Raw genomic sequence first — 22730 nt, forward strand, 5'->3', positions numbered from 1 at the left:
TAGTTTGCCGGGCGTTTCCGTTTTGCGCCGCTGCGAACCCGTCTCTATCCTCAACGAGGATAACGCGCGATTGCGGCTATTCGCCGGTCGGATCCCGAAAATCAGGCGCGGCGGCGCCAGCTGTACGAACCGACGTCCTCCGAAGGGCGGGCCGTCGGCTGGTAATGGTTGGTAATGCCCGGCAGCCGGTTCTCCGCGAGCCGTTTCAGCGCCGTCGCATTGCTGACGGCGAAGCTGTCGATGCCGCAGCGCAGCATCAGCGGGATCTGGTCGATCAGCACATCGCCCACCGCCCTCACCTCGCCGGTAAAGCCGAGGCGCGAGCGCAGCAGCGAGGCGTGGCTGAAGGCCCGCCCGTCGTTGAAGGCGGGAAAGGCGACGGCGACCAGCGCCAGCCGGTCGAGATGGCCTTCCAGCCTGCGCACGTCGTCCGCCGGATTGATCAGCACGCCGAGGCCCGTTTCGTCCGTCTCCGCGGCCTTCGCCAGGAAATCATCGATGCCGAGAATCACCTTCTCGTTCGAGCCGGCCTTGGTCTCCTCCGTTTCGATCACCCACGGATCGTCGGTCACGAAGCCGGATTCGTTCCAGATTTTCGTCATGACCGTTCTCCTCAGGCCGCCGCGGCCGTCTTGTCGCCGTAGAGCGCATCCTTGAAGGGCTGCGGGCCGACGCGGCGATAGGCGGCAAGGAAGGTTTCGGACGGATCGAGGCGCAGGCCCAGATAGGTGTCGACGATGACCTCGACGGCATCCGTCACCTTCTCCGGCTCGAAGCCGCGGCCGATGATCTCGCCGATCGACGTGTTCTCGTCGCCCGAGCCGCCGAGCGTGATCTGGTACAGTTCCTCGCCCTTCTTCTCGACCCCGAGCAGGCCGATATGGCCGACATGGTGGTGGCCGCAGGCATTGATGCAGCCGGAGATCTTGATCTTCAATTCGCCGATCTCGGCCTGGCGCTCCGGCGCGCCGAAGCGGGCGGAAAGCTCCTGCGCGACGGGGATCGAGCGGGCGTTCGCCAGCGCGCAGTAGTCCAGCCCCGGACAGGCGATGATGTCGGTGATGAGCCCGGCATTGGCGGTCGCAAGGCCCGCGGCGACGAGGCCGCGATAGACAGGCTCCAGGTCGGCGAGCGCCACATGCGGCAGGATGAGGTTCTGCTCGTGGCTGACGCGGATCTCGTCGAAGGCGTATTCCTCCGCGATGTCGGCGACCGCCTCCATCTGCGCGTCGGTCGCATCGCCCGGAATACCGCCGATCGGCTTCAGCGAGATCGTCACCATGCCGTAGTCGGGATGCTTGTGCGGCTGCACGTTCTGCTGCACCCAGCGGGCGAACTCCGGATCGGCCTTCTTCCACTGCGCAAGGTTCGCCCAGCCCTCGGCGCGCGGCTTGAGCTCCGGCGGCGCGAAATAGGCGGTGATGGCGGCGATGTCCTTCTCCGGCAGCTTCAGCTCGGTGTTCTTCAGCTCGGCGAACTCGACTTCGACCTGCCGGGCCAGTTCCTCCGCGCCCGTCTCGTGCACGAGGATCTTGATGCGCGCCTTGTACTTGTTGTCGCGGCGGCCGTGGAGGTTGTACACGCGCATGATCGCGGTCGTATAGGACAGAAGGTCCTCTTCCGGCAGGAAGTCGCGGATCTTCTTGGCGATCATCGGCGTGCGGCCCTGCCCGCCGCCGACATAGACCGCAAAGCCGATCTCGCCCTTCTCGTTCTTCTTCAGGTGCAGGCCGATGTCGTGCACCTGGATCGCCGCGCGGTCGCGCTCGGCGCCGGTGACGGCGATCTTGAACTTGCGTGGCAGGAAGGAGAATTCCGGATGGACGGAGGACCATTGGCGCAGGATCTCCGCATAGGGCCGCGGATCGGCGACCTCGTCGGCGGCAGCGCCGGCGAAGTGGTCGGCCGTCACGTTGCGGATGCAGTTGCCAGAAGTCTGGAGCGCGTGCATCTCGACCGTCGCGAGGTCGGCCAGCGCATCCGGCAGTTCGGAGAGCTTCGGCCAGTTGTACTGGATGTTCTGGCGCGTGGTGAAATGCCCGTAGCCGCGATCGTACCTGCGGGCGATATGGGCCAGCATGCGCATCTGGCGCGAATTCAGCGTGCCGTAGGGGATGGCGACGCGCAGCATGTAGGCGTGCAGCTGCAGGTAGACGCCGTTCATCAGGCGCAGCGGCTTGAACGCGTCCTCGGCCAGTTCGCCGGAAAGGCGGCGGGCGACCTGATCGCGGAACTGCTCCACGCGGTCGCTGACAAAGGCGTGATCGAATTCGTCGTAACGATACATGCGAATGGTCCTCAGGCGGCCGGCGTGGCCGTCGCGGTCAGGCCGGAGTAACCGGCGGCATAGGCGATGGTCGGGCCTGCGGCGCGGATGCGCTCGCGCATGCGCAGCGGCCGCAACACGCCATCGACCTCTTCTACGTCGACGACGTTGACGTCAACCACTTTGTTGTCGGCGAAAGCCTGCTTGCCGGTCGCCTCCAGCGCGTCGACGGCCTCCTTGTGGCGCGCGACGAAGGCGGCCTGGAGCGATTCGTTCCAGTTGCCGGCGGCATCCAGCCAGACGGAGATGCCGTCGGAAAGGCGATTGGCTGTCAGAACCTTGTCGGCCATGTCATGCTCCCACTGCTGCTGTGCTGCGGACCGGCTCGCGGACGAGCGGCTCGGAATGTTCGAAGTTGGCCCCGGCGACGGCATCGCCGATGATCACCATGACCGGGCCGGTGAGCTCGTCGCGGTGCTCGAGCCCCGGCAGGTCCTTGAGCGTGCCGTGCAGCAGCCGCTTCCCGCGGCGGCTGGCATTCTCCACGACGGCGACCGTCGTCTCCGCCGGCAGACCGGCATCCATCAGCCGCGCGGCGACGGACGCGGCCACTGTGCGGCCCATATAGACCGCGACCGTGGCGCCGGAGATCGCAAGCCGCGCCCAGTCCGGCAGGACCGCACCCGTCAGGTCGTGGCCGGTCGTGAAGACGAGCGAGGAGGCGACGCCGCGCAGCGTCAGCGGCAGCTCGAAATCGGCGGCCGCCGCGAAGGCGGAGGTGATGCCGGGCACGATCTCGTAGGTGACGCCCGCCTGGCGGAGCGCGGCCATTTCCTCGCCGGCCCGGCCGTAGACGAGCGGGTCGCCGGATTTGAGGCGCACGACACGTTTTCCGGCCTTGCCGAGCTCGACCAGCAGGTCGTTGATCTCTTCCTGCGACTTGGAATGACATCCCTTGCGCTTGCCGACGGAAACACGCTCGGCATCGCGGCGGCCCATGTCGACGATCGCCTGCGGCACGAGCGCGTCGAAGACGATGACGTCCGCCTCCATCATCACGCGCTGGGCGCGCAGCGTCAGCAGGTCCTCCGCGCCCGGTCCGGCGCCGACCAGCCAGACATGCCCGTCCACCCGGCCCTGCGCGTTGAGCAGCGTGCCGGCCGAACGGTGCGCGAGGTCGATGTCGCCGTTGTCGACGGCATCGGAGACGGCGCCGTGAAAGAAGCGGCGCCAGAAGACGCGGCGGGTCGCGCCGCGCGGCAGGATGCGGTCGACGGCCTCGCGATAGCCGCTCGCAAGGCTCGCCAGCCGACCGAGCGACGGGGAGAGAATCTGGTCGATCTGCGCGCGGATCATCTGCGCGAGCACCGGGCCTGCGCCTTCGGTGCCGATGGCGACGGCGACGGGCGCGCGGTTGACGAGCGCCGGCGTGAAGAAATCGCAATGGTCGGGCTGGTCGACGGCATTGACCGGAATGCCGAACGCGCGGGCCGCAACGGAGATGGCTCTGTCGGCGCCCGCGTCACCCGTCGCGGCGAAGACGAGCGTTGCGCCGGCGATGGCCTGCCTGGAGAACGGCTCGCGGACGAGCACGAGGCCCTTTTCGGCGATGAAGCGGGCGAAACCGGCTTCCGGCTCTTCCGCCAGCACGACGATCCGGGCGTCCGTGTTGGACAGCAGGCGCGCTTTGGCGAAGGCCTCGTCGCCCCCGCCCACGACAACGACCGTCCTGCCGCTGACGCGGAAGAACGCCGGAAATGTCGAAAGCTTCTGCTGCGATTCAGTCATGCTCTGGTCCGGTTGGAATGTGCGCACTATCGCGAAAATCGGCCAGAAACAAAAGAAACAGAAATTCCAATGACCTCGGAGGGGCGTATTGTTTTGCTCTGGCACCCGCCATTTTGAGCATAAGTCACCGGCCGCCCTTGCCTGTCCGCCGCGCCGACCGCTAAGGATGCCGCATAAACTCCGAACGGGGATTCCGACCATGGACCAGGCAGCCCTTGCAAAACGCCTCCTCGACGTCATCGAGCTCGACATCCTCCCGCTGACGCGCCAGGGGGTGGCCGCCGGCAACAAGGTTTTCGGCGCCGCCGTTCTGCGCAAAGCGGACCTCTCCCTCGTGCTGGCCGAAACGAACAACGAGACGGAAAACCCGCTCTGGCACGGCGAGGTGCATACGCTGAAGCGCCTTTACGAACGCGTGGAGAAGCCGGACACGAAGGACTACGTCTTCCTTTCCACGCATGAGCCCTGCTCCATGTGCCTTTCGGCCATCACCTGGGCGGGCTTCGACAATTTCTACTATCTCTTCAGCCACGAGGATTCGCGCGACAGCTTTGCCATCCCGCACGACCTGCGCATCCTCAAGGAGGTGTTCCGGCTCGATCCGGGCGGCTATGCCAGGATAAACGCCTTCTGGCGGTCGGCCGCCATCGCCGACCTCATCGCGACCGCCGACGAGGCGGCAAAGAGGGACCTGAGGAAGCAGGACGCGGACATCCGCGCCGCCTACGACGCCCTTTCGGAGAGCTACCAGTCCGGCAAGGCCGGCAACGACATCCCGCTCAACTGAGGCACGCCATGGAGCCGAGCCGCGACATAACGCGCCTGATCGAGATCATGGCCGCCCTGCGCCAGCCGGAGACGGGCTGCCCCTGGGACGTCGTCCAGACGTTCGAGACGATCAAGCCCTATACGATCGAGGAGGCCTACGAGGTCGCCGACGCGATCGAGCGGGGCGACATGGACGATCTCTGCGAGGAACTGGGCGACCTTCTCCTGCAAGTGGTCTTCCATGCGCGGATGGCCGAGGAGCGCGGCGTGTTCGATTTCGGCAGCGTCGTGGAAGCCGTCACGCGGAAGATGATCCGCCGCCACCCGCATGTCTTCGCCCGCTCGGATGCCGATACGCCCGAAGCGGTGAAGCTGCAATGGGACGAAATCAAGCAGGCGGAGAAGCGCGAGCGCAGGGAACGCCGCGCGAAACGCGGCCTGCCGGAAGACCCGCTGCGCGGCCATCTCGGCTCGGTGCAGCGCTCCTTCCCGGCGCTCGTCGAGGCGCTGAAGCTTCAGGAGCGTGCCGCCAAGGTCGGCTTCGACTGGTCGGAGCCGGCGCCGATCCTCGACAAGATCGAGGAGGAGATCGGCGAATTGCGCGAGGCGCTCCGCAACGGCGACAGGCGGGCCGTCGCCGACGAACTTGGCGACCTGATCTTCGCGCTGGTCAATATCGGCCGCCATGTCGGCGCCGACCCGGAAATGGCGCTGCGCGGCACCAACACCAAGTTCCGCAACCGCTTCTCGCATATCGAGGAGAGCCTTGCCGAAAACGGCGAAAGCCTCGAAGAGGCGACGCTGGAGCGGATGGAGGAGCTGTGGCAGGCGGCCAAGCGGATCGAGCGGCAGCTGGGCAAATAGGCAGGACTGCGCCCCCCTCAGCGCTCCCAGTCCTCGCGCAGCGGTTTCGCCGCGCCGCCGAGCCGGCGGTCGAGCTCGCCCGCTTCGGTTTCCGTCAGCCGCAGTTCCAGCCGCACGTTGCCGTCTTCGAGGTCGTCGCGGGAATCGACGATCGAATGGTCGTAGATCCACGGGAGAAGCTGCAATTTCGCAACGGGCACGACAATGTCGCGGTCGACGAGCACGCCGGAAAGCCGGCGGTTGATTTCGGCCAGCAGCGTATCGACGCCCTCGCCCGAGATGGCGGAGACGGCGATGACATTCGGCTGGCCCTCGGCCTTCTGCACCAGCGCCTCGCGCGCTTCCGGCTCCAGCCGGTCGATCTTGTTCCAGACCTCCAGGATGCGCGCCGCGCCGTCCTTCTCGTCGATGCCGAGATCGGCGAGGATGCGCAGCACGTCCGCCGCCTGCGCGCCGCTGTCCGGGTCGGACATGTCGCGCACATGCAGGATCAGGTCCGCTTCCAGCACCTCTTCCAGCGTCGCGCGGAAGGCGGCGACGAGGTGGGTCGGCAGGTCGGAGATGAAGCCCACCGTATCGGAGAGGATGACCGTGCGGCCCTGCGGCAGCTTCATGCGGCGCAGCGTCGGGTCGAGCGTGGCGAAGAGCATGTCCTCGGCCAGAACCCCTGCCCCGGTGATCCGGTTGAACAGCGTCGACTTGCCGGCATTGGTATAGCCGACGAGCGCCACGATGGGATGCGGCACCTTCTTGCGCTTGGAGCGGTGGAGCTGGCGGGTGCGGCGCACCTGCTCCAGTTCGCGTTCCAGCTTGACGATCTTGTCCTGCAGGAGGCGGCGGTCGGCCTCGATCTGCGTCTCGCCCGGACCGCCCATGAAGCCGGCGCCGCCGCGCTGGCGTTCGAGGTGGGTCCAGCTCCTGACGAGGCGGCCGCGCTGGTAGTTGAGATGGGCAAGCTCGACCTGCAGCGTGCCTTCCTTGGTGGAGGCCCTGCGGCCGAAGATTTCCAGGATGAGGCCGGTGCGGTCGATGACCTTGGCGTTCCATTCCTTCTCGAGGTTGCGCTGCTGCACGGGCGTCAGGGGATGGTCGACGATGACGAGGCCGGCGTCGTTCTCGTCGAGCGCCGCCTTGATCTCCTGGATCTTGCCGGTGCCGAGCAGCGTGCCGGGCTTCGGCTGGCTGACGGGCACGATGGCCGACGAGGCGACGGTCAGGTCGATGGCGCGCGCGAGGCCGATCGCCTCTTCCAGGCGCGCCTCGTCGGACCGCGGCGGCGTCGCCGCCGGGTCGGGTTTTGCGCGCGGGGCTTTCAGCACCGGGACGATGACGACAGCGCGCATATCGTCCCGGTGCTTCTCAGCTTCCGGAACGACGGAATCCTTTCGGGTATCGGATTTGCTAATCTTCTTGGGTCCTGTCAGGAGCCGCTTTCCTCGGTCTCGAACATCTGCAGCGGCTGGCCGGGCATGATGGTCGAGATCGCGTGCTTGTACACCAGCTGCGAGTGACCGTCGCGACGGAGCAGCACACAGAAGTTGTCGAAGGAGGTGACAACCCCGGTCAGCTTGACCCCGTTGATGAGAAAGATCGTCAGGGAAATCTTTTGCTTGCGAACGGTATTAAGAAAAAGATCCTGCAGGTTCTGAGAACGTTCCGCCATGGCGCCGCTTCTTTCTGATTGCCGGCCCTTGAGACCGGTTGACTGAAAATAAATGTCCCCAGGTCCGGCAAGAAATTCCCGGACCGTCGATTTTGGTATCAAATCGCGGTCTTCTCCGCAACGGCGAAAAAGGCTTCGCGAATTTTCTGCGCCGTCATGCCCGGATGGCCGTTGGCGACCGAATGGCCGTCGATGGAAACGACCGGCAGGCAGATCGTCGTCGCCCCGGTGACGAAAACCTCCCGCGCCTCCAGCATTTCCGCGACGGAGAACCGCCGTTCCTCGACCTCGATGCCGAGCTTCTGCGCCACATCCATCAATGTCGTGCGCGTTATGCCGCGCAGGATCGCATGGTCGGCGGCGCGCGTCACCAGCTTTCCCTGCCGGTCGACGATCCACAGGTTCGTCGCCCCGCCCTCCGTCACGTTGCCCTCGGCGTCGACGAAGATCGCCTCCTGGGCGCCCGCCTCCTTCGCCTGCTGCCGCGCCAGCACGTTCGGCAGGAGGCCGACCGTCTTGATGTCGACCCGGCCCCAGCGGTTGTCGGGAACCGTGACCGCCTTGATGCCGGCTGCATATTTTTCGGCATTCACGGCCGGGTTCATCGATTTCGCCGTGACGACGAGAGAGGCCCGCACCGCCGGGGACGGGAAGACGTGATCGCGCCTTGCGGCGCCGCGCGTCACCTGGAGATAGACCATGCCGTCGACGACCCGGTTGCGGCGCAGCACCTCGCGCATGATTCCCGTCAGCGCCGCCCGCGGCATCGGCGGGCGGATGCGGATTTCCGCAAGCGACCGGTCGAGCCGGTCGAGATGGCGCGTCAGGTCGACGATGAAGCCCTGCCGCACCTGGCAGACCTCGTAGACCGCGTCCGCGAAGACGAAGCCGCGATCCTCGATGGAGACGGCGGCCTCGGCATGGCGGACATAGCGGCCGTTGACATAGGCAAAGCGCGGCATGGAAGACCTTAGAAATACTGGATGCTGACGCGGAAAAGCTGCTCGACATGGCGAACGGCGACGGCAGCGGCGAAGAGCACCACCCGGTCCTTCGCCTTGATCTTCGTGCTGCCGTCCGGGCGGATCACGGTGCCCTCGCGGTAGACCGCGCCGATGCGGATGCCGGGCGGCAGCTCGATCTCGCGCAGCGGCCGGCCGACGAGCGGCGAGGTCTCCAGCGCCTCCGCCTCGATCACCTCGGCCGAGCCCTTCTGCACGGCGTAGACGGAGCGGATGCGCCCCTTGCGCACATGCTGGAGGATGCCGGAGATCGTGACGGCTCGCGGATTGATATGCGCGTCGATGCCGAGCGTCTTGGTGAAGTCCTGGTAGCTCGGATCGTTGATCAGCACGAGGTTCTGCTTGCAGCCGAGGCGCTTGGCCATCACGCTGCCGAGAATGTTGATCTGGTCGTTGTTGGTGAGCGCGACGATCAGGTCGGCATCCTGGATGTCGGCCTGCAGCAGCATCTTCTGGTCGAGCGCCGAGCCGTTGAGGACGACGGCGTTGCGCAGCTTGTCGGCGATCGACACCGCGCGCTCGCGGTCGTTCTCGATGATCTTGAGCCGGGTCTTCGGCTGGTAGTCCTCGATCGCCTTGGCGACGAAATAGCCGATGTTGCCGCCGCCGGCGATGACGATGCGGGCGGCCTCCTGCTCCTCGTGGCCGAAGAGCGCGAGCGTGCGCCGCACATGCCCCTTGTCGCAGACCACATAGGCAAGGTCGCCGGAATGGAGCTGGTCGGAGGAGTTCGGAACGAAGAGCGTGCCGTTGGTGAAGATGCCGGTGACGGTGGCGTTGAGGTCCGGGAAAAGCTCGCTGAGCTGCTTCAGCGGCGTCTCGACGACCGGGCAGTCCTCCATGCACTCGATCGCCACCATGACGATTCGGTCGTCGGCGAAGCGCACGACGTCCGTCGCCCCGGGGTACGAGATGCGCCGGAGCACCATCTTGCCCACCTCCACCTCGGGCGAGATGGTGACGTCGATCGGCAGGTTCTCGCGCGAGAAGAGGTCGGAATATTCCGGCGCGAGATAGCTCTGGGAGCGGATGCGGGCGATCTTCGTCGGCACGTTGAAGAGCGAATGGGCCACCTGGCAGGCGACCATGTTGATCTCGTCGAACAGGGTCACGGCGATGATCATGTCCGCCTGGTCGGCGCCGGCCTTGGCCAGCACCTCCGGATGCGCGCCATGGCCGACGACGCCGCTGACGTCGAGCGTCTCGGTGATGGCGGCGATCAGCGACGGCTGCGTGTCGATCACCGAAACGTCGTTGCCCTCTTGCGAGAGCCGTTCTGCGATACCGTAGCCGACGCGTCCGGCGCCGCAGATGATGACTTTCATGTCCTTGCCCTCAAAATCCCGAGGGGCCTTATACGCCAAGCGATTTCAGTTTGCGATGGAGCGCGGAGCGTTCCATGCCGACGAATTCGGCCGTGCGGGAGATGTTGCCGCCGAAGCGGTTGATCTGGGCGATGAGGTAGTCGCGCTCGAACATCTCGCGCGCCTCGCGCAGCGGCAGCGTCATGATGTGCTGGTCGCCTTGCGTGGAGATCTTCGGCAGCATGTCGCCCACCTCCGTCGGCAGCATGTCGGCGGTGATCGGCGTGTCGGGGCCGTCGCTGCGGGCGAGGATCATCAGGCGCTCGATGTTGTTGCGCAGCTGGCGGATGTTGCCGGGCCAGTCGTGCGCCTGAAGCACGGCGAGCGCGTCGTCGCCGATCTTGCGGGCGCGGATACCCGCCTGCTCGCTGATCTGGCGCATGAACATGTCGACGAGGAACGGGATGTCCTCGCGCCGCTCGGCGAGCGGCGGCACGCGCACCGGCACGACGGCGAGGCGATGGTAGAGGTCCTCGCGGAAGCCGCCCTCGGCGATCAGGCTTTCCAGGTTGTAGGCGGTGGAGGAGATGATGCGCACGTCCACCTTCACGCGCTTCGAGCCGCCGACGCGCTCGAACTGCTGGTCGACGAGCACGCGCAGGATCTTGTTCTGCGTCTCGCGCGGCATCTCGCCGATCTCGTCGAGGTAGAGGATGCCGCCATGGGCCTCCTCCAGCGCGCCCGTCTTGCGCGGCTGGCCAGGCGTGCCTTCCGTGCCGAACAGCGCGACCTCCATGCGCTCGGGCGTGATCGCCGCGGCGTTCAGCACGACGAAGGGGCCGTTCGCCCGGCTCGACTTGCGGTGGATCATGCGGGCCACCAGCTCCTTGCCGGAGCCGGAGGGGCCGAGGATCATGATGCGGCTGTTGGTCGGCGAGACCTTCTCGATCGTCTGGCGAAGCTGCGAGACGGCGACGGAGGTGCCGATCAGTTCCACCGGGTCGCCGGAACGCTTCTTGAGCTCGGTGACCTCGCGGCGCAGCTTGGAATTCTCCAGCGCCCGCTCGGCGATGAGGATCAGCCGGTCGGCCTTGAACGGCTTCTCGATGAAGTCGTAGGCGCCGCGGCGGATGGCCGAGACGGCCGTCTCGATATTGCCGTGGCCGGAGATCATCACGACCGGCAGGTCCGGATGGCGGCTCTTGATCTCGTCGAGCAGCGCCAGGCCGTCGAGCTTGCTGCCCTGCATCCAGATGTCGAGGAAGACGAGGCGCGGCACGCGGTCGCTGATGGCCGCGAGCGCGCTGTCGCTGTCATAGGCGGTGCGCGTCTCGTGCCCTTCGTCCGAAAGGATGCCGGAGACGATCTCGCGAATGTCCTCTTCGTCGTCCACCACAAGAATATCAGACGCCATGGCTCATTTCCTTGCTCTTCTTTTCCGCATCGGCGGCCACTACCGTTTCCTCGTAGGGCAGGATCACGCGGATCATCGCCCCATGGCCCTTGTCGAACTCCGCGGGGGCATCGTGCAGTTCGAGCTGCCCGCCATGGTCTTCGATGATCTTCTTGACGATCGCGAGGCCGAGGCCCGTGCCTTTCTCGCGCATCGTCATGTAGGGTTCGAGAATGCGATGCCGGTTCTCGGTCGGCAGGCCCTTGCCGTTGTCGATCACATCGACGACGAAGCGCCGGCCGGCGTCGTCGGCCCTCGCCCGCACGAGGACCTTGCGCTCCTCGCGCGAGACCTCCGGCGGAAGCGCCTCGATCGCCTCGACCGCATTCTTGATGAGATTGCCGAAGGCCTGGCCGAGCATGCGCGCGTCGAACAGCCCCGTCAGCGGCACATCGCCCAGTTCCTTGTGGAAGACGACGTGGTTGTTGCCCATTTCGCGCAGGAACACGGCGTCCTTCAGGATGTTGCGCAGGTCGGACCGTTCCTTCGTCGGCTTCGGCATGCGCGCGAAGGCGGAGAACTCGTCCACCATGCGGCCGATGTCCTCCACCTGGCGCACGATCGTATCTGTACACTGGTCGAAGACCGCGCGGTCCTCCTGGTCGATCTGCTTGCCGTAGCGGCGGCGGATGCGTTCGGCGGAAAGCTGGATCGGCGTCAGCGGGTTCTTGATCTCGTGCGCGATGCGGCGCGCCACGTCCGCCCAGGCGGTCGAGCGCTGCGCGATGACGAGGTCGGTGATGTCGTCGATGGTGATGACGTAGGATTCCTGCGCATCCTTCGCCTCCTCGCGCGTCACCTGCACGTTCAGCGTCCGCTCCTTGCCGCCGTGCATGATGTTGATCTGCTTGCGGTACTCGTTGCGGTGGCGCGTGGCGCCTTCCGTCAGCACCGCGGCGATCTCCGGCGCGACCTCGGCGAGCGGGCGGCCGATCAGGTCGGCCACCTGCCGGCCCAGCAGGATTTCCGCGGAAAGGTTGGCGATGGTCACGCGGCCGTCTCCCTCGACGCCGATGACGGCGGCCGTCACGCCGGAGAGCACCGCTTCGATGAAGCGGCGGCGGTGGTCCACCTCGTCCTTGGCGTCGAGGATCTGGTCCTGCTGCGCGCGGATTTCGGCGATCATCTTGTTGAAGGTGCGCGACAGGTTGCCGACGTCGCCGTCGGCCACGCGCACGGGCACGCTGACGTCGAGATTGCCCGACGCCACGCTGTCCGCCGCGCCGATCAGCTGGCGGATCGGCCGCACGATCCGGTCGGCCACCGCGATCGCCGTCCAGATCGCGGCGAGGAGCACGATCAGCGCGAAGCCGAGATAGAGCACGCCGAAGGCGATCTGCAGCGTCGTGCGCCCCGCTTCCAGCGCGCGGTACTCGGCCGTGTTCTCCTCCATCAGGCGCATGGAGCGCATGACCTCGGGATCGACCGTGCGGATCGTGTAGAGGAAGGCGTCCGGCACGTTCTCGAGCTTGATGATGGCGCCGACGAGGTTCGTCGTGCCCGGCGGGATCAGCGTCGGCTGGCCGGCCGCCGAGGCCCGCAGCGCGTCTTCCGGCGCGGGCGGCAGCGGGTCCTCGGTGTGGATATTGGCCTGGAGGATCGTCGAGCCGTCCGCGCGCAGCAGGAAGGCGCCGAGCATGCCGCGCCCGCGCGCCTGCCGCGTCATCAGCTCGATGAACCCGGTGCGGTCGAGGCTGTAGAGCTGGCGGTTGCGGTCGAGGTCGTTCGCCATCGAGGCCGTCTGGCCCTGGAGATAGCTCGCGTTCTCCAGCACATAGGCCTGCGCCACGTTCAGCGAGGAGCTGACGATGGACTGGGTGCGGATGGAGAACCAGCGGTCGAGGCCGACGTCGAGCGTGATGGAGGCGAAGATGGCGACGAGCACTGCCGGCGTGATCGCGACGATGGAGAACAGCGCGACGATGCGCACATGCAGCCGGGCGGCGGCGCGGCCGCGGCTGCGGGCCCGCAGAAGCCGGGTGATCTCGCGGCCGATCAGGAAGATCAGGCCGACGACGAAGATGGCGTTGATCGCCGCCGAGGCGATGACGACGTTCGCTTCGGGCTTGATCGGCGTCAGGCCGAGCAGGATGAAGAGCGAGATGATCGCGGCGGCGAGCGCGCCGCCGGCCAGCAACAGGCCCGGCAAGGCGAAGGAGGCGCGCCGATCGGCAACCGCCCCGCTGTCCTGTCCTTCCGAAAGCAGGCTCACGCCTTCCGTCATCTGCCGCATCGCTTCCCCGGCCATGCACCTGTCGGGTGCCGGCGTTATATGGTTTTTTTCCGGGATGGTACCGACCGCGCGCGGAACCGGCCGCATCTTGCCCCGCGTTCCCGACGGTCTGGCGTGCGGACCTGTTCGACCGCCAACCCCTCTGTTACCCTCAAGCAACAGATTGTGGCCAAAATGCAACGCTGCCCGTCACCAAGTCAAGCGGAGCGGGAACTTCTGTACACAGACACGCCCAGTTCGCGAATCTTCTTACGCAGCGTGTTGCGGTTGAGGCCGAGCAGGTCGGCTGCCTTGATCTGGTTGCCGCGGGTGGCGGTGAGCGCCGCGAGAATGAGCGGATATTCCACCTCGGCCAGCACGCGGTCGTAGAGGCCGGAGGGCGGCAGGCCTTCGCCGAAGCTTGCGAAATACTGGCGCATGTTCTCCTCGACCGCCTGGGAGATCGACAGCGCGCCGCTGCGCGTCACCGTCTTCTCGATCGGGCTGTCGGGAATGTCGGCGCGCAGTTCCGCCTCGATGATCTCGCGGGTGATGACGTCCTGCGGATAGAGCGCGGTCAGCCGGCGCACGACGTTTTCCAGTTCGCGCACGTTGCCGGGCCAGGGATGCGCCTTCATCAGTTCCAGCGCCTCCTGGTCGAAGCGCTTGGCGTCCAGGCCCTCCTTCTCCGCCTGCTGCACGAAATGGCGCACGAGGTCGGGAATGTCCTCCGCCCGGTCGCGCAGGGGCGGCAGGCGCAGCGGCACGACGTTCAGGCGATAGTAGAGGTCTTCGCGGAAAAGCCCTTGATTTATCGACTGTTTCAAATCCTTGTTGGTGGCCGCCACGATGCGCACGTCGGTGCGGATCGGCGTGCGTCCGCCGACGGTCGTGTACTCGCCCTGCTGGAGCACGCGCAGAAGCCGGGTCTGCGCATCCATCGGCATGTCGCCGATCTCGTCGAGGAAGAGCGTACCGCCCTCGGCCTGCTCGAAGCGGCCGGTCGAGCGGTTCTGCGCGCCGGTGAAGGCGCCCTTCTCGTGGCCGAACAGCTCCGATTCGATGAGGTCGCGCGGGATGGCCGCCATGTTGATGGCGACGAAGGGCCCGTTGCGGCGCTTGCCGTAGTCGTGCAGCGCGCGGGCGACGAGCTCCTTGCCGGTGCCCGATTCGCCGGTGATCATCAGCGTCAGGTCCGTCTGCATCAGGCGGGCGAGCACGCGGTAGATCTCCTGCATGGCCGCCGAGCGGCCGACGAGCGGCATGCCGTCCTGCGCGTCGTCGTCGAGCCTCGCCGGCTTGCGCTTCGGCTCGGCGAGCGCCCGGCCGATGATGGCGATCAGCTCGGTGAGGTCGAAGGGTTTCGGCAGGTAATCGTAGGCCCCCTTCTCCGAGGCCTTGATCGCCGTCATGAAGGTGTTCTGCGCGCTCATCACGAGCACCGGCAGGTCGGGCCGCGCCTTCTTGATGCGCGGCAGGAGGTCGAAGGCGTTCTCGTCCGGCATGACGACGTCGGTCACGACGATGTCGCCCTCGCCGGCGGCGATCCAGCGCCAGAGCGTCGCAGCGTTGGAGGTGATGCGCACGTCATATCCCGCGCGGCTGAGGGCCTGGTTGAGAACCGTGCGGATCGCGGCATCGTCATCGGCAACGAGGACTGTGGCGCCTGTCATCAGTTATGTCCTTTGGTCTTGGGAAAGTCGTCGTCTTCGCTGACGCCGCGCGAGGCCGGCATCAGCACGCGGAAGGTGGTTCGCGAGCCCTGGCTGTCGCATTCGACGATGCCGCCGTGGCCGCCGATGATCTTGGCGACCAGCGCGAGGCCGAGGCCGGAGCCGTTGGTCTTGGTCGTGATGAAGGGGTCGAAGAGGTGCGGCAGCAGGTCCGCCGGCACGCCGGGGCCGTTGTCGTGCACGCAGAATTCGAGCGGCAGCGAGATTTTCTCCCGCGTGCCCGCGACGGAAAGCCGGATGCCCGGCCGGTAGGCGGTCGTCAGCTGGATCTCGCCGTCCGGCCGGTCGCCGATCGCCTCGGCGGCGTTCTTGATAAGGTTCAGGAAGACCTGCACGAGCTGGTCGCGGTTGGCATAGACCGGCGGCAGCGAGGGGTCGTAAAGCTCGGTGATCTTGATGTTGCGCGCAAAGCCGGCCTTGGCGACGGCCTTCACGTGGTCGAGCACGGAATGGATGTTGATGGGAACGCGGTCCACCGGCCGCTCGTCGGAGAACACCTCCATGCGGTCGACGAGCGAGACGATGCGGTCCGTCTCGTCGCAGATGAGGCGCGTCAGCGCCCGGTCCTCGTCGATGACGGAGGTTTCCAGAAGCTGCGCGGCGCCGCGGATGCCGGAGAGCGGGTTTTTGATCTCGTGCGCCAGCATGGAGGCGAGGCCCGTCACCGAGCGGGCGGCCGCGCGGTGCGTCAGCTGCCTATCGATCTTGTCCGCCATCGAGCGCTCCTGGATGACGACCACCACCGAACCCGGGTCCGTCGTCACCGGGGCCACGTAGATGTCCACCAGCTTCTCCGCCCCGAGCCGCGGCGAGCTCAGGTCCACCCGGTACTCGCTGACGGGGGCCTTGCGCTCGCGCACCTGGTCGATCAGCGTCAGCAGCGGGCTGCCGAAGGGAATGAAGGTCGAGATGTTATGGCGGGAAAGATGGTTCGCGCTCGCGCCGAAGAAGGATTCGGCCTCCCAGTTGGCGAAGGCGATGAGCCCGTTCGCATCGACGAGGATCACGGGGTTCTGGATGGCGTTGAGCACGGCGAGCGCCAGGTCCGGCGCCTTCGCGGCATTCGTGTCTGCGGTCTTGCCGGTCATGCCGCTTCTCCGAGGTTGGACGGCGCACCGGACAAGAGGGCCGCCGCCAGCCGGTCGGCGACGAAGCCGCTGTCGCGCGCCGTCATGATCTGCGCCTTCGCCGCGCCCGGCAGGCCGGGCGCAAAGCGTTCCAGATACCAGCCGACATGTTTGCGCGCATGGCGCAGCCCCGCCTCGACGCCGTAGAAATCCAGCATCATGCGGTAGTGCTCCACCGCGATCGAGGCGACCTCTTCCGCCGACGGATGCGCGCAGGCCCCGGCAAGCACCGCCGGATGCCACGGCCGGCCCTGCGCCGAGCGGCCGACCATCACCGCATCGGCCCCGGAGCGGCGCAGGATCTCCGCGGCATCCGCCGCTGTATCCACGTCGCCGTTCGCCACGAGCGGCACGGTCAGCACCTCGCGCACCGCGCGGATGGCGTCCCAATCCGCCCTGCCCTCGTAGAACTGCATGCGCGTGCGCCCGTGCACCGTGATCATCGCCGCTCCGGCCGCCTCGGCGTGCGCGGCGATATGCGGCGCGTTGATGGAATCATGGTCCCAGCCGAGCCGCATCTTCACCGTCACCGGCACGCTCACGGCCTTCACGGTCGCCTCGATCAGGCCGAGCGCGTGGTCGGGATCGCGCATCAGCGCGGAGCCGGAATAGCCGCCGATCACCTTCTTGGCCGGGCAGCCCATGTTGATGTCGATGATGTCGGCGCCCTCGCCCTCGGCGATCCGCGCGGCCTCGGCCATCCAGTGCGCCTCGCGTCCGGCGAGCTGCACCATGTGCGGGCGGATGCCGCAATTGCGGATGCGCGACCAGCTTTCCCGCGCATTGAGGGCGAGCTCCCGGCTCGCCACCATCTCGGTGACGACCAGCCCCGCGCCGAAACGCCAGGCGAGATCGCGGAACGGCAGGTCCGTCACGCCGGACATCGGCGCCAAGACCACCCGGTTGCGAAGGGTCTGGCTGCCGATCGTCAGCGGCGCGGACAGGATGGGAATCGCCAAATGCTCATCTTTCAAGCAGATCATGTCTTTGCACTATTTTTAGCCATTGTTATGGTTCTTGCCAAGCCGCAATCACGCCGGCGCGCAATTTTCCGAAGAGCGCTGGAATTGCGGCATCCTTCCGGCTAAACCACCCCGAAACGCTTTGAGACGGGAGCAGACGAACCGAAATGCTGGCGGAAAATGCGCTATCCTGCGGCGTGGTGATCGTTGCCGCCGGGCGAGGCGAGCGGGCCGGAGCCCATGCCGAAGGCCCCAAGCAATACCGCCGCATCGGCGGAAGGCCGGTCATCTCCCATACGCTCGATCTGTTTGTCAACTGGCCGCACGCCCGGCATATCGTGGCGGTGATACATCCCGATGACGAAGCGCTCTTCGAGGCGGCCCGCGCCGCGGCGCTGCCCACCGGCGACCGGCTCGCCGTCGTGCACGGCGGTGCGACCCGCCAGCAATCCGTGCTCGCCGGCCTCGAAGCCCTTGCCGGCGAAGAGATCAGCCATGTCCTCATCCAGGATGCCGTGCGCCCCTTCGTCGAGCCCGCCATCCTGGAACGCACGCTCGCCGCCTTCCAGCACGGCGCCCGAGCCGTGCTGCCCGCCGTCGCCGTCGCCGACACGCTGAAGCGGGCGGACGCCAACGGCAACGTCGCCGAAACCGTCTCGCGCTCCGGCCTCTTCGCCGCGCAGACGCCGCAATCCTTCCACTTCGCCACCATCCTGGAGGCCCACCGCCGCGCCCGCGCCTCCGGCCGCACGGATTTCACCGACGACGCCTCGATCGCCGAATGGGCAGGCGTGCAGGTGCACCTCGTCGAAGGCAGCGCCGGCAATATCAAGCTCACCCTGCAGAAGGACATCGCCATGGCCGACCAGTGCCTTTCCTACGGCCTTCCGGACGTGCGCACCGGCAACGGCTACGACGTGCACCAGCTCGTGCCCGGCGACGGCGTGACGCTCTGCGGCGTCCTCATCCCGCACGACCAGGCGCTTTCCGGCCATTCCGATGCCGACGTCGCCCTGCACGCCCTGACGGACGCCCTGCTCGCCACCTGCGGCGCCGGCGACATCGGCGACCATTTCCCGCCCTCCGACCCGCAATGGAAGGGTGCGGCCTCGCGCATCTTCCTCGAACACGCCGCCGCTCTGGTGCGCGCAAGGGGCGGCACGATCATGAATGCCGACGTCTCGCTCATCGCCGAGGCGCCGAAGGTCGGGCCGCACCGCGAGGCGATGCGCCGGAACCTTTCCGACATGCTGGGGATTTCGCTCGACCGCTGCTCGGTCAAGGCGACGACGAACGAGAGGATCGGCTTCGTCGGGCGGCGCGAGGGCATCGCGGCGATCGCCACCGCGACCGTCGTCTACACCGTCGTCTACAGGGGGGCCGAGGCATGAGCATCTGGCCGACGGACATCGAGGAGACGGCCCGGCGCATCGTCGCCGATTTCACCGGTCGCAAGCTCCTGATCGCCACCGCCGAATCCTGCACGGCGGGGCTGATCGCCGGCGCCCTCACCGAGATCGCCGGCTCATCCAACGTCTTCGACCGCGGCTTCGTCACCTATTCCAACGCGGCCAAGCAGCAGATGATCGGCGTCCTGCCCGAAACGCTGAAGGCCCACGGCGCCGTCTCCCGCCCGACGGCGATCGAGATGGCGGAGGGCGCGATCGCACATTCGGCCGCCGACATTTCCGTCGCGGTCACCGGCATCGCCGGCCCCGGCGGCGGCTCGGAGGAAAAGCCGGTCGGCCTCGTCCATCTCGCCGCCGCCCGCAAGGGCCACGAAACGCTTCACCGGGAAATGCGCTACGGCGACATCGGCCGCAGCGCCGTGCGCCTTGCGACCGTGCGCACCGCGCTGGAGATGCTGATCGAACAATCAGCCGACTGACGCGCTGCCGCCATAGATCGACGCCGCGCGTTTCTCGAACGCGTCGGTGAACATGCGGAAGGCGCGGTCGAACATCGAGCCCATCAGCGCGCCGAGGATGCGGCTCTTGAACTCGTAGTCGATGTAGAAATGCACCGAGCACCCGCCCCCCGGCAGGGCCTCGAACCGCCAGCGGTTGTCGAGGTAGCGGAACGGCCCGTCGATATATTTGACGTCGATCGCCCGCTCGGCCCGGTTCAGCAGCACCTGGGTGGTGAAGGTCTCGCGGATCGCCTTGTAGCCGACCGTCATGTCCGCGACGAGAAGCTCCTTGCCGTCCCGCTCCTTGCGCGAGCGCACGGTCAGCCCCTCGCAGAGCGGCAGGAACTCCGGATAGCGCTCGACATCGGCGACGAGGTCGAACATCTGGTCGGGCGTATGGGGAACGGGCCTGCGGGTTTCGAACTGGGACATGGCCGAGAGCTAATGAACCTCGCCGACCATGGCAAGTAGCCGGCCGTTCTCGCCCCTCGATTTCAACATGCAAACCGGCACATCGGGTCCATATGCCGCAAGCGTCTCCTCGATTTCGGGGCTCTCCGTCTTCTCGAAGTTCCAGACATAGGCGAGAAACTTCCGGTCGATCTTTTCCGGGCATCCTTCCGCCATCTCCGGCCGCGACCGGCCGCGGAAGCGCAGCCAGCGCGAAACGACGCCGTGAAGCGAGATGAAGCGCGGCGGGCGAAGCCAGAGGACCAGATGCGCGCGCGCCAGGCGCAGCGGCAGCGTGCCCGGGCTGGTGCCGTCGATGATCCAGCGTTCCCCGGCGACGATCTCCTGAAGGCGCGCCAGCGCCTCGGCCCGCGGCCGCATCTGCCAGCCGGGCAGCCAGAAGATCTCCCGGTCCATCGAGACGTAAGGCAGGCCGAGGCGGGCAGCCAGCTTTTGCGCGAGCGTCGACTTGCCGCTGCCCGAGCAGCCGATCACCAGCACACGCTCCGCGGTCTTCAAGCGCTGCGCCGCTTCCTCGATCGTGATCGCCGGTCTCATCGCCATTCCCCGAAACAAAACCCGCCGTCGGGCAGGACGGCGGGGCTTAAAGGATGACGGCGGAAATGTCTATTCCGCGGCGGCGAGAAGCTTCCTCTCGCGCGCGGCCTTGAGGCGGGCGAAATCGTCGCCGGCATGGTGCGAGGAGCGCGTCAGAGGGCTGGAGGAGACCATGAGGAAGCCCTTGGTATAGGCGACCGTCTCGTAGGACTTGAACTCCTCCGGGGTGACGAACCTTTCCACCTTGTGGTGCTTGCGCGTCGGCTGGAGATACTGGCCGATGGTCAGGAAATCGACGTCGGCCGTGCGCAGGTCGTCCATCAGCTGGAGCACTTCGTTGCGCTCCTCGCCGAGGCCCACCATGATGCCCGACTTGGTGAACATGGTCGGGTCCAGCTCCTTCACGCGCTGCAGCAGACGCACGGAGTGGAAGTAGCGCGCGCCGGGACGGACCGTGAGATAGTTGCCCGGCACGGTCTCCAGGTTGTGGTTGAAGACGTCCGGCTTGGCGGCGACGACCCGTTCCAGCGCGCCCGGCTTCTTGAGGAAGTCGGGGGTGAGGATCTCGATGGTCGTCAGCGGCGAGGCGGCGCGGATCGCGAAGATCACCTTCTCGAAGTGCTCGGCGCCGCCGTCGGCAAGGTCGTCGCGGTCGACCGAGGTGATGACGACATGGGAAAGGCCCATCTGCCTGACGGCCTTGGCGACGTTTTCCGGCTCCTCCGGATCGAGCGGATTGGGCCTGCCCGTCGCCACGTTGCAGAAGGCGCAGGCGCGGGTACAGATCTCGCCCATGATCATGAAGGTCGCGTGCTTCTTGTCCCAGCACTCGCCGATGTTCGGGCAGCCCGCCTCCTCGCACACCGTCACCAGCTTGTGGGTGCGCACGAGGTCGCGCGTTTCCTGGTAGCCCTTGGAGACCGGCGCGCGCACGCGGATCCATTCCGGCTTGCGCAGCACTTCCGTGTCCGGCCGGTGGGCCTTTTCCGGATGGCGCACCCGCTTGGCGTCGGGGTCGAGGTTGGTGCGGTCGAGAATGGTGACCATGTCGATTCCAATTCCTGGCGGACCGAAATTCGGGAAGCCCGCCTTATCTGGAGGCGGGCTCTAGCACGTTCAAGCGTTCAGCGCACGCCCGTAGGCGTCGAGCACGCTTTCCTTCAGCGTCTCGGAGATCGTCGGATGCGGGAAGATCGTGTGCATCAGCTCCTCCTCGGTCGTCTCCAGGTTCATGGCGATGACGAAACCCTGGATGAGCTCGGTCACCTCCGCGCCGACGAGGTGTGCGCCGATGAGTTCGCCGGTCTTCCTGTCGAAGATCGTCTTGACGAGGCCCTGGTCCTCGCCGAGCGCGATGGCCTTGCCGTTGGCAACGAAGGGGAAGCGGCCGACGCGGATGTCGCGGCCCTGCTCCTTGGCTTTCGCTTCCGTCAGCCCGACCGAGGCGACCTGCGGGTGGCAATAGGTGCAGCCGGGAATCTTGGACTTGTCCATCGGGTGGACGTTCGGCAGCCCGGCGATCTTCTCGATGCAGATGACGGCCTCGTGCTCGGCCTTGTGGGCGAGCATCGGGGGACCGGCGACGTCGCCGATGGCGTAGATGCCCGGAACGTTCGTCTTGCCGTAGCCGTCGATGGCGATGAAGCCGCGGTCGGTCTTCACGCCGAGCGCTTCGAGGCCGATATTCTCGATATTGGCCTGCACGCCGACCGCCGAGATCATGCGGTCGGCCGTGATGGTCTGCGTCTTGCCGTCCTTGGTCTCGACATGGGCGGTGATGGCGTTGGCGGTCTTCTCGACCTTGGTGACCTTGGCGTCGAGCAGGATCTTCATGCCCTGCTTCTCGAACTGCTTCTTGGCGAGCGCCGAGATTTCGGCGTCCTCGACCGGCATGACCTGCGGCATGACCTCGACGACCGTCACGTCGACGCCGAGCGTGCGGTAGAAGGAGGCGAACTCGATGCCGATGGCGCCCGAGCCCATGACGAGCAGGGACTTCGGCATCTCCTCCGGCTTCATCGCCTCGAAATAGGTCCAGATCAGCTTGCCGTCCGGCTCGATGCCGGGCAGCGCGCGCGGGCGGGCGCCGGTGGCGATGACGATGTGCTTGGCGGTATAGGTGCCCTCCGGCAGCACGTTCTTCGGCAGCGGCGCCTGCGGCTGCTGGATCGCCTTCGTCGTCTTGGACACGACTATCTCGCCGGGCTTCACGATCTTCGCCTCGCCCCAGATGATGTCGACCTTGTTCTTCTTCATCAGGAAGCCGACGCCGCCGTTCATGCGCTGGGCGATGCCGCGCGAGCGGGCGACGATGGCCGGAAGGTCCGGCGTCACCTTGCCTTCGATCTTCACGCCGTAGTCGCCCGGATGCTGGGCATAGTGGAAGACCTCCGCCGAGCGCAGCAGCGCCTTGGTCGGGATGCAGCCCCAGTTGGAGCAGATGCCGGCAAGGTGCTCGCGCTCGACGATGGCCGTCTTCAGGCCGAGCTGCGCCGCGCGGATCGCCGCGATGTAGCCGCCCGGGCCCGAACCGATGATGATGACGTCGTAGGCATTCGACATGAGCGCTTCCACTCCTCTGTTGTTCTTCTGCGGCCGCGGCCGGCGGCTTTCGCCTCCGCCGCGGCATCGACGAGGAGCGGAAACCCGGT

The 22730-nt window shown here is 66.7% G+C and carries 21 protein-coding genes; 4 read left to right on the forward strand and 17 right to left on the reverse strand.

The genetic code is table 11. From position 1 onward, the window contains the following. Window positions 1-101: 101 nt before the first annotated feature. The 4 genes from ACIIOY_RS15335 to cysG are packed head-to-tail and all read right to left on the reverse strand — an operon-like array spanning window position 102 to window position 4054. Entirely contained in the window at window positions 102-602 is a 501-nt protein-coding gene (locus tag ACIIOY_RS15335; protein WP_411035541.1) for a DUF934 domain-containing protein, read from the reverse strand. A gap of 11 nt (window positions 603-613) precedes the next feature. Then, on the reverse strand, window positions 614-2287 hold the full coding sequence (locus tag ACIIOY_RS15340) for a nitrite/sulfite reductase (RefSeq protein ID WP_411035542.1): 1674 nt from the start codon (window positions 2285-2287) through the stop codon (window positions 614-616). 11 nt (window positions 2288-2298) lie between these two features. Further along, the gene (locus ACIIOY_RS15345; RefSeq protein WP_411035543.1) at window positions 2299-2616 is read right to left on the reverse strand and encodes a DUF2849 domain-containing protein; all 318 of its coding nucleotides are present in this window, start codon (window positions 2614-2616) and stop codon (window positions 2299-2301) included. Between the two features lies 1 nt (window position 2617). Beyond that, window positions 2618-4054, reverse strand: coding sequence for a siroheme synthase CysG (gene cysG, locus ACIIOY_RS15350; RefSeq protein ID WP_411035544.1), 1437 nt, complete (start codon window positions 4052-4054; stop codon window positions 2618-2620). Window positions 4055-4253: 199 nt separating this feature from the next. Here cysG and ACIIOY_RS15355 point away from each other — a divergent pair, with 199 nt between their 5' ends. Both ACIIOY_RS15355 and mazG read left to right on the forward strand, forming a co-directional pair. Next, window positions 4254-4841, forward strand: a complete 588-nt coding sequence (locus ACIIOY_RS15355; protein ID WP_411035545.1) for a nucleoside deaminase — start codon at window positions 4254-4256, stop codon at window positions 4839-4841. 8 nt (window positions 4842-4849) lie between these two features. Beyond that, entirely contained in the window at window positions 4850-5686 is an 837-nt protein-coding gene (gene mazG / locus ACIIOY_RS15360; protein WP_411035546.1) for a nucleoside triphosphate pyrophosphohydrolase, read from the forward strand. Between the two features lie 17 nt (window positions 5687-5703). Here the strand turns inward: mazG and hflX are convergent, their stop codons facing one another. The 9 genes from hflX to dusB form a co-directional block, all read right to left on the reverse strand. Then, on the reverse strand, window positions 5704-7029 hold the full coding sequence (gene hflX / locus ACIIOY_RS15365) for a GTPase HflX (RefSeq protein WP_411035547.1): 1326 nt from the start codon (window positions 7027-7029) through the stop codon (window positions 5704-5706). A gap of 77 nt (window positions 7030-7106) precedes the next feature. Continuing rightward, window positions 7107-7349, reverse strand: coding sequence for an RNA chaperone Hfq (hfq, locus tag ACIIOY_RS15370; protein ID WP_023514954.1), 243 nt, complete (start codon window positions 7347-7349; stop codon window positions 7107-7109). A 98-nt stretch (window positions 7350-7447) separates the two neighbouring features. Beyond that, window positions 7448-8311: a D-amino-acid transaminase gene (locus ACIIOY_RS15375; protein WP_411035548.1), complete on the reverse strand. Its 864-nt coding sequence runs from the start codon at window positions 8309-8311 to the stop codon at window positions 7448-7450. An 8-nt stretch (window positions 8312-8319) separates the two neighbouring features. Further along, on the reverse strand, window positions 8320-9696 hold the full coding sequence (gene trkA, locus ACIIOY_RS15380; RefSeq protein ID WP_411035549.1) for a Trk system potassium transporter TrkA: 1377 nt from the start codon (window positions 9694-9696) through the stop codon (window positions 8320-8322). Window positions 9697-9724: 28 nt separating this feature from the next. Continuing rightward, a complete protein-coding gene (gene ntrX / locus ACIIOY_RS15385) occupies window positions 9725-11089 on the reverse strand; it encodes a nitrogen assimilation response regulator NtrX (RefSeq protein WP_411035550.1) in 1365 nt (454 codons plus the stop codon). After that, a complete protein-coding gene (locus tag ACIIOY_RS15390) occupies window positions 11079-13352 on the reverse strand; it encodes a sensor histidine kinase NtrY-like (RefSeq protein ID WP_411035551.1) in 2274 nt (757 codons plus the stop codon). Before ACIIOY_RS15390 ends, ntrX begins: the two co-directional genes overlap by 11 nt. A 206-nt stretch (window positions 13353-13558) precedes the next feature. Continuing rightward, the gene (gene ntrC, locus ACIIOY_RS15395) at window positions 13559-15013 is read right to left on the reverse strand and encodes a nitrogen regulation protein NR(I) (RefSeq protein WP_411035552.1); all 1455 of its coding nucleotides are present in this window, start codon (window positions 15011-15013) and stop codon (window positions 13559-13561) included. Then, on the reverse strand, window positions 15013-16161 hold the full coding sequence (locus ACIIOY_RS15400; RefSeq protein ID WP_411035553.1) for a two-component system sensor histidine kinase NtrB: 1149 nt from the start codon (window positions 16159-16161) through the stop codon (window positions 15013-15015). The genes ntrC and ACIIOY_RS15400 overlap by 1 nt, the downstream gene beginning before the upstream one ends. Continuing rightward, window positions 16158-17180, reverse strand: a complete 1023-nt coding sequence (dusB, locus tag ACIIOY_RS15405; protein ID WP_411035573.1) for a tRNA dihydrouridine synthase DusB — start codon at window positions 17178-17180, stop codon at window positions 16158-16160. The genes ACIIOY_RS15400 and dusB overlap by 4 nt, the downstream gene beginning before the upstream one ends. 149 nt (window positions 17181-17329) lie before the next feature. On the opposite strand from dusB, the gene ACIIOY_RS15410 reads away from it, so the two are divergent. Next, on the forward strand, window positions 17330-18553 hold the full coding sequence (locus ACIIOY_RS15410; protein WP_411035554.1) for a bifunctional 2-C-methyl-D-erythritol 4-phosphate cytidylyltransferase/2-C-methyl-D-erythritol 2,4-cyclodiphosphate synthase: 1224 nt from the start codon (window positions 17330-17332) through the stop codon (window positions 18551-18553). A 2-nt stretch (window positions 18554-18555) separates the two neighbouring features. Further along, the gene (locus ACIIOY_RS15415) at window positions 18556-19050 is read left to right on the forward strand and encodes a CinA family protein (RefSeq protein ID WP_411035574.1); all 495 of its coding nucleotides are present in this window, start codon (window positions 18556-18558) and stop codon (window positions 19048-19050) included. Here ACIIOY_RS15415 and ACIIOY_RS15420 read toward each other — a convergent pair. The 4 genes from ACIIOY_RS15420 to lpdA form a co-directional block, all read right to left on the reverse strand. Continuing rightward, window positions 19039-19503 (reverse strand): type II toxin-antitoxin system RatA family toxin, encoded by a 465-nt coding sequence (locus tag ACIIOY_RS15420; RefSeq protein ID WP_411035555.1) that lies wholly within the window; start codon window positions 19501-19503, stop codon window positions 19039-19041. The two genes, ACIIOY_RS15415 and ACIIOY_RS15420, sit on opposite strands and share 12 nt — an antisense overlap. 9 nt (window positions 19504-19512) lie before the next feature. After that, the gene (locus tag ACIIOY_RS15425) at window positions 19513-20079 is read right to left on the reverse strand and encodes a P-loop NTPase family protein (protein ID WP_411035556.1); all 567 of its coding nucleotides are present in this window, start codon (window positions 20077-20079) and stop codon (window positions 19513-19515) included. A 69-nt stretch (window positions 20080-20148) separates the two neighbouring features. Beyond that, a complete protein-coding gene (gene lipA / locus ACIIOY_RS15430) occupies window positions 20149-21126 on the reverse strand; it encodes a lipoyl synthase (protein ID WP_411035557.1) in 978 nt (325 codons plus the stop codon). A gap of 69 nt (window positions 21127-21195) precedes the next feature. Beyond that, entirely contained in the window at window positions 21196-22641 is a 1446-nt protein-coding gene (lpdA, locus tag ACIIOY_RS15435) for a dihydrolipoyl dehydrogenase (protein ID WP_411035558.1), read from the reverse strand. Window positions 22642-22730: the final 89 nt, after the last annotated feature.

This window comes from Shinella agrisoli, from assembly GCF_046557955.1.
Classification (GTDB): domain Bacteria; phylum Pseudomonadota; class Alphaproteobacteria; order Rhizobiales; family Rhizobiaceae; genus Shinella.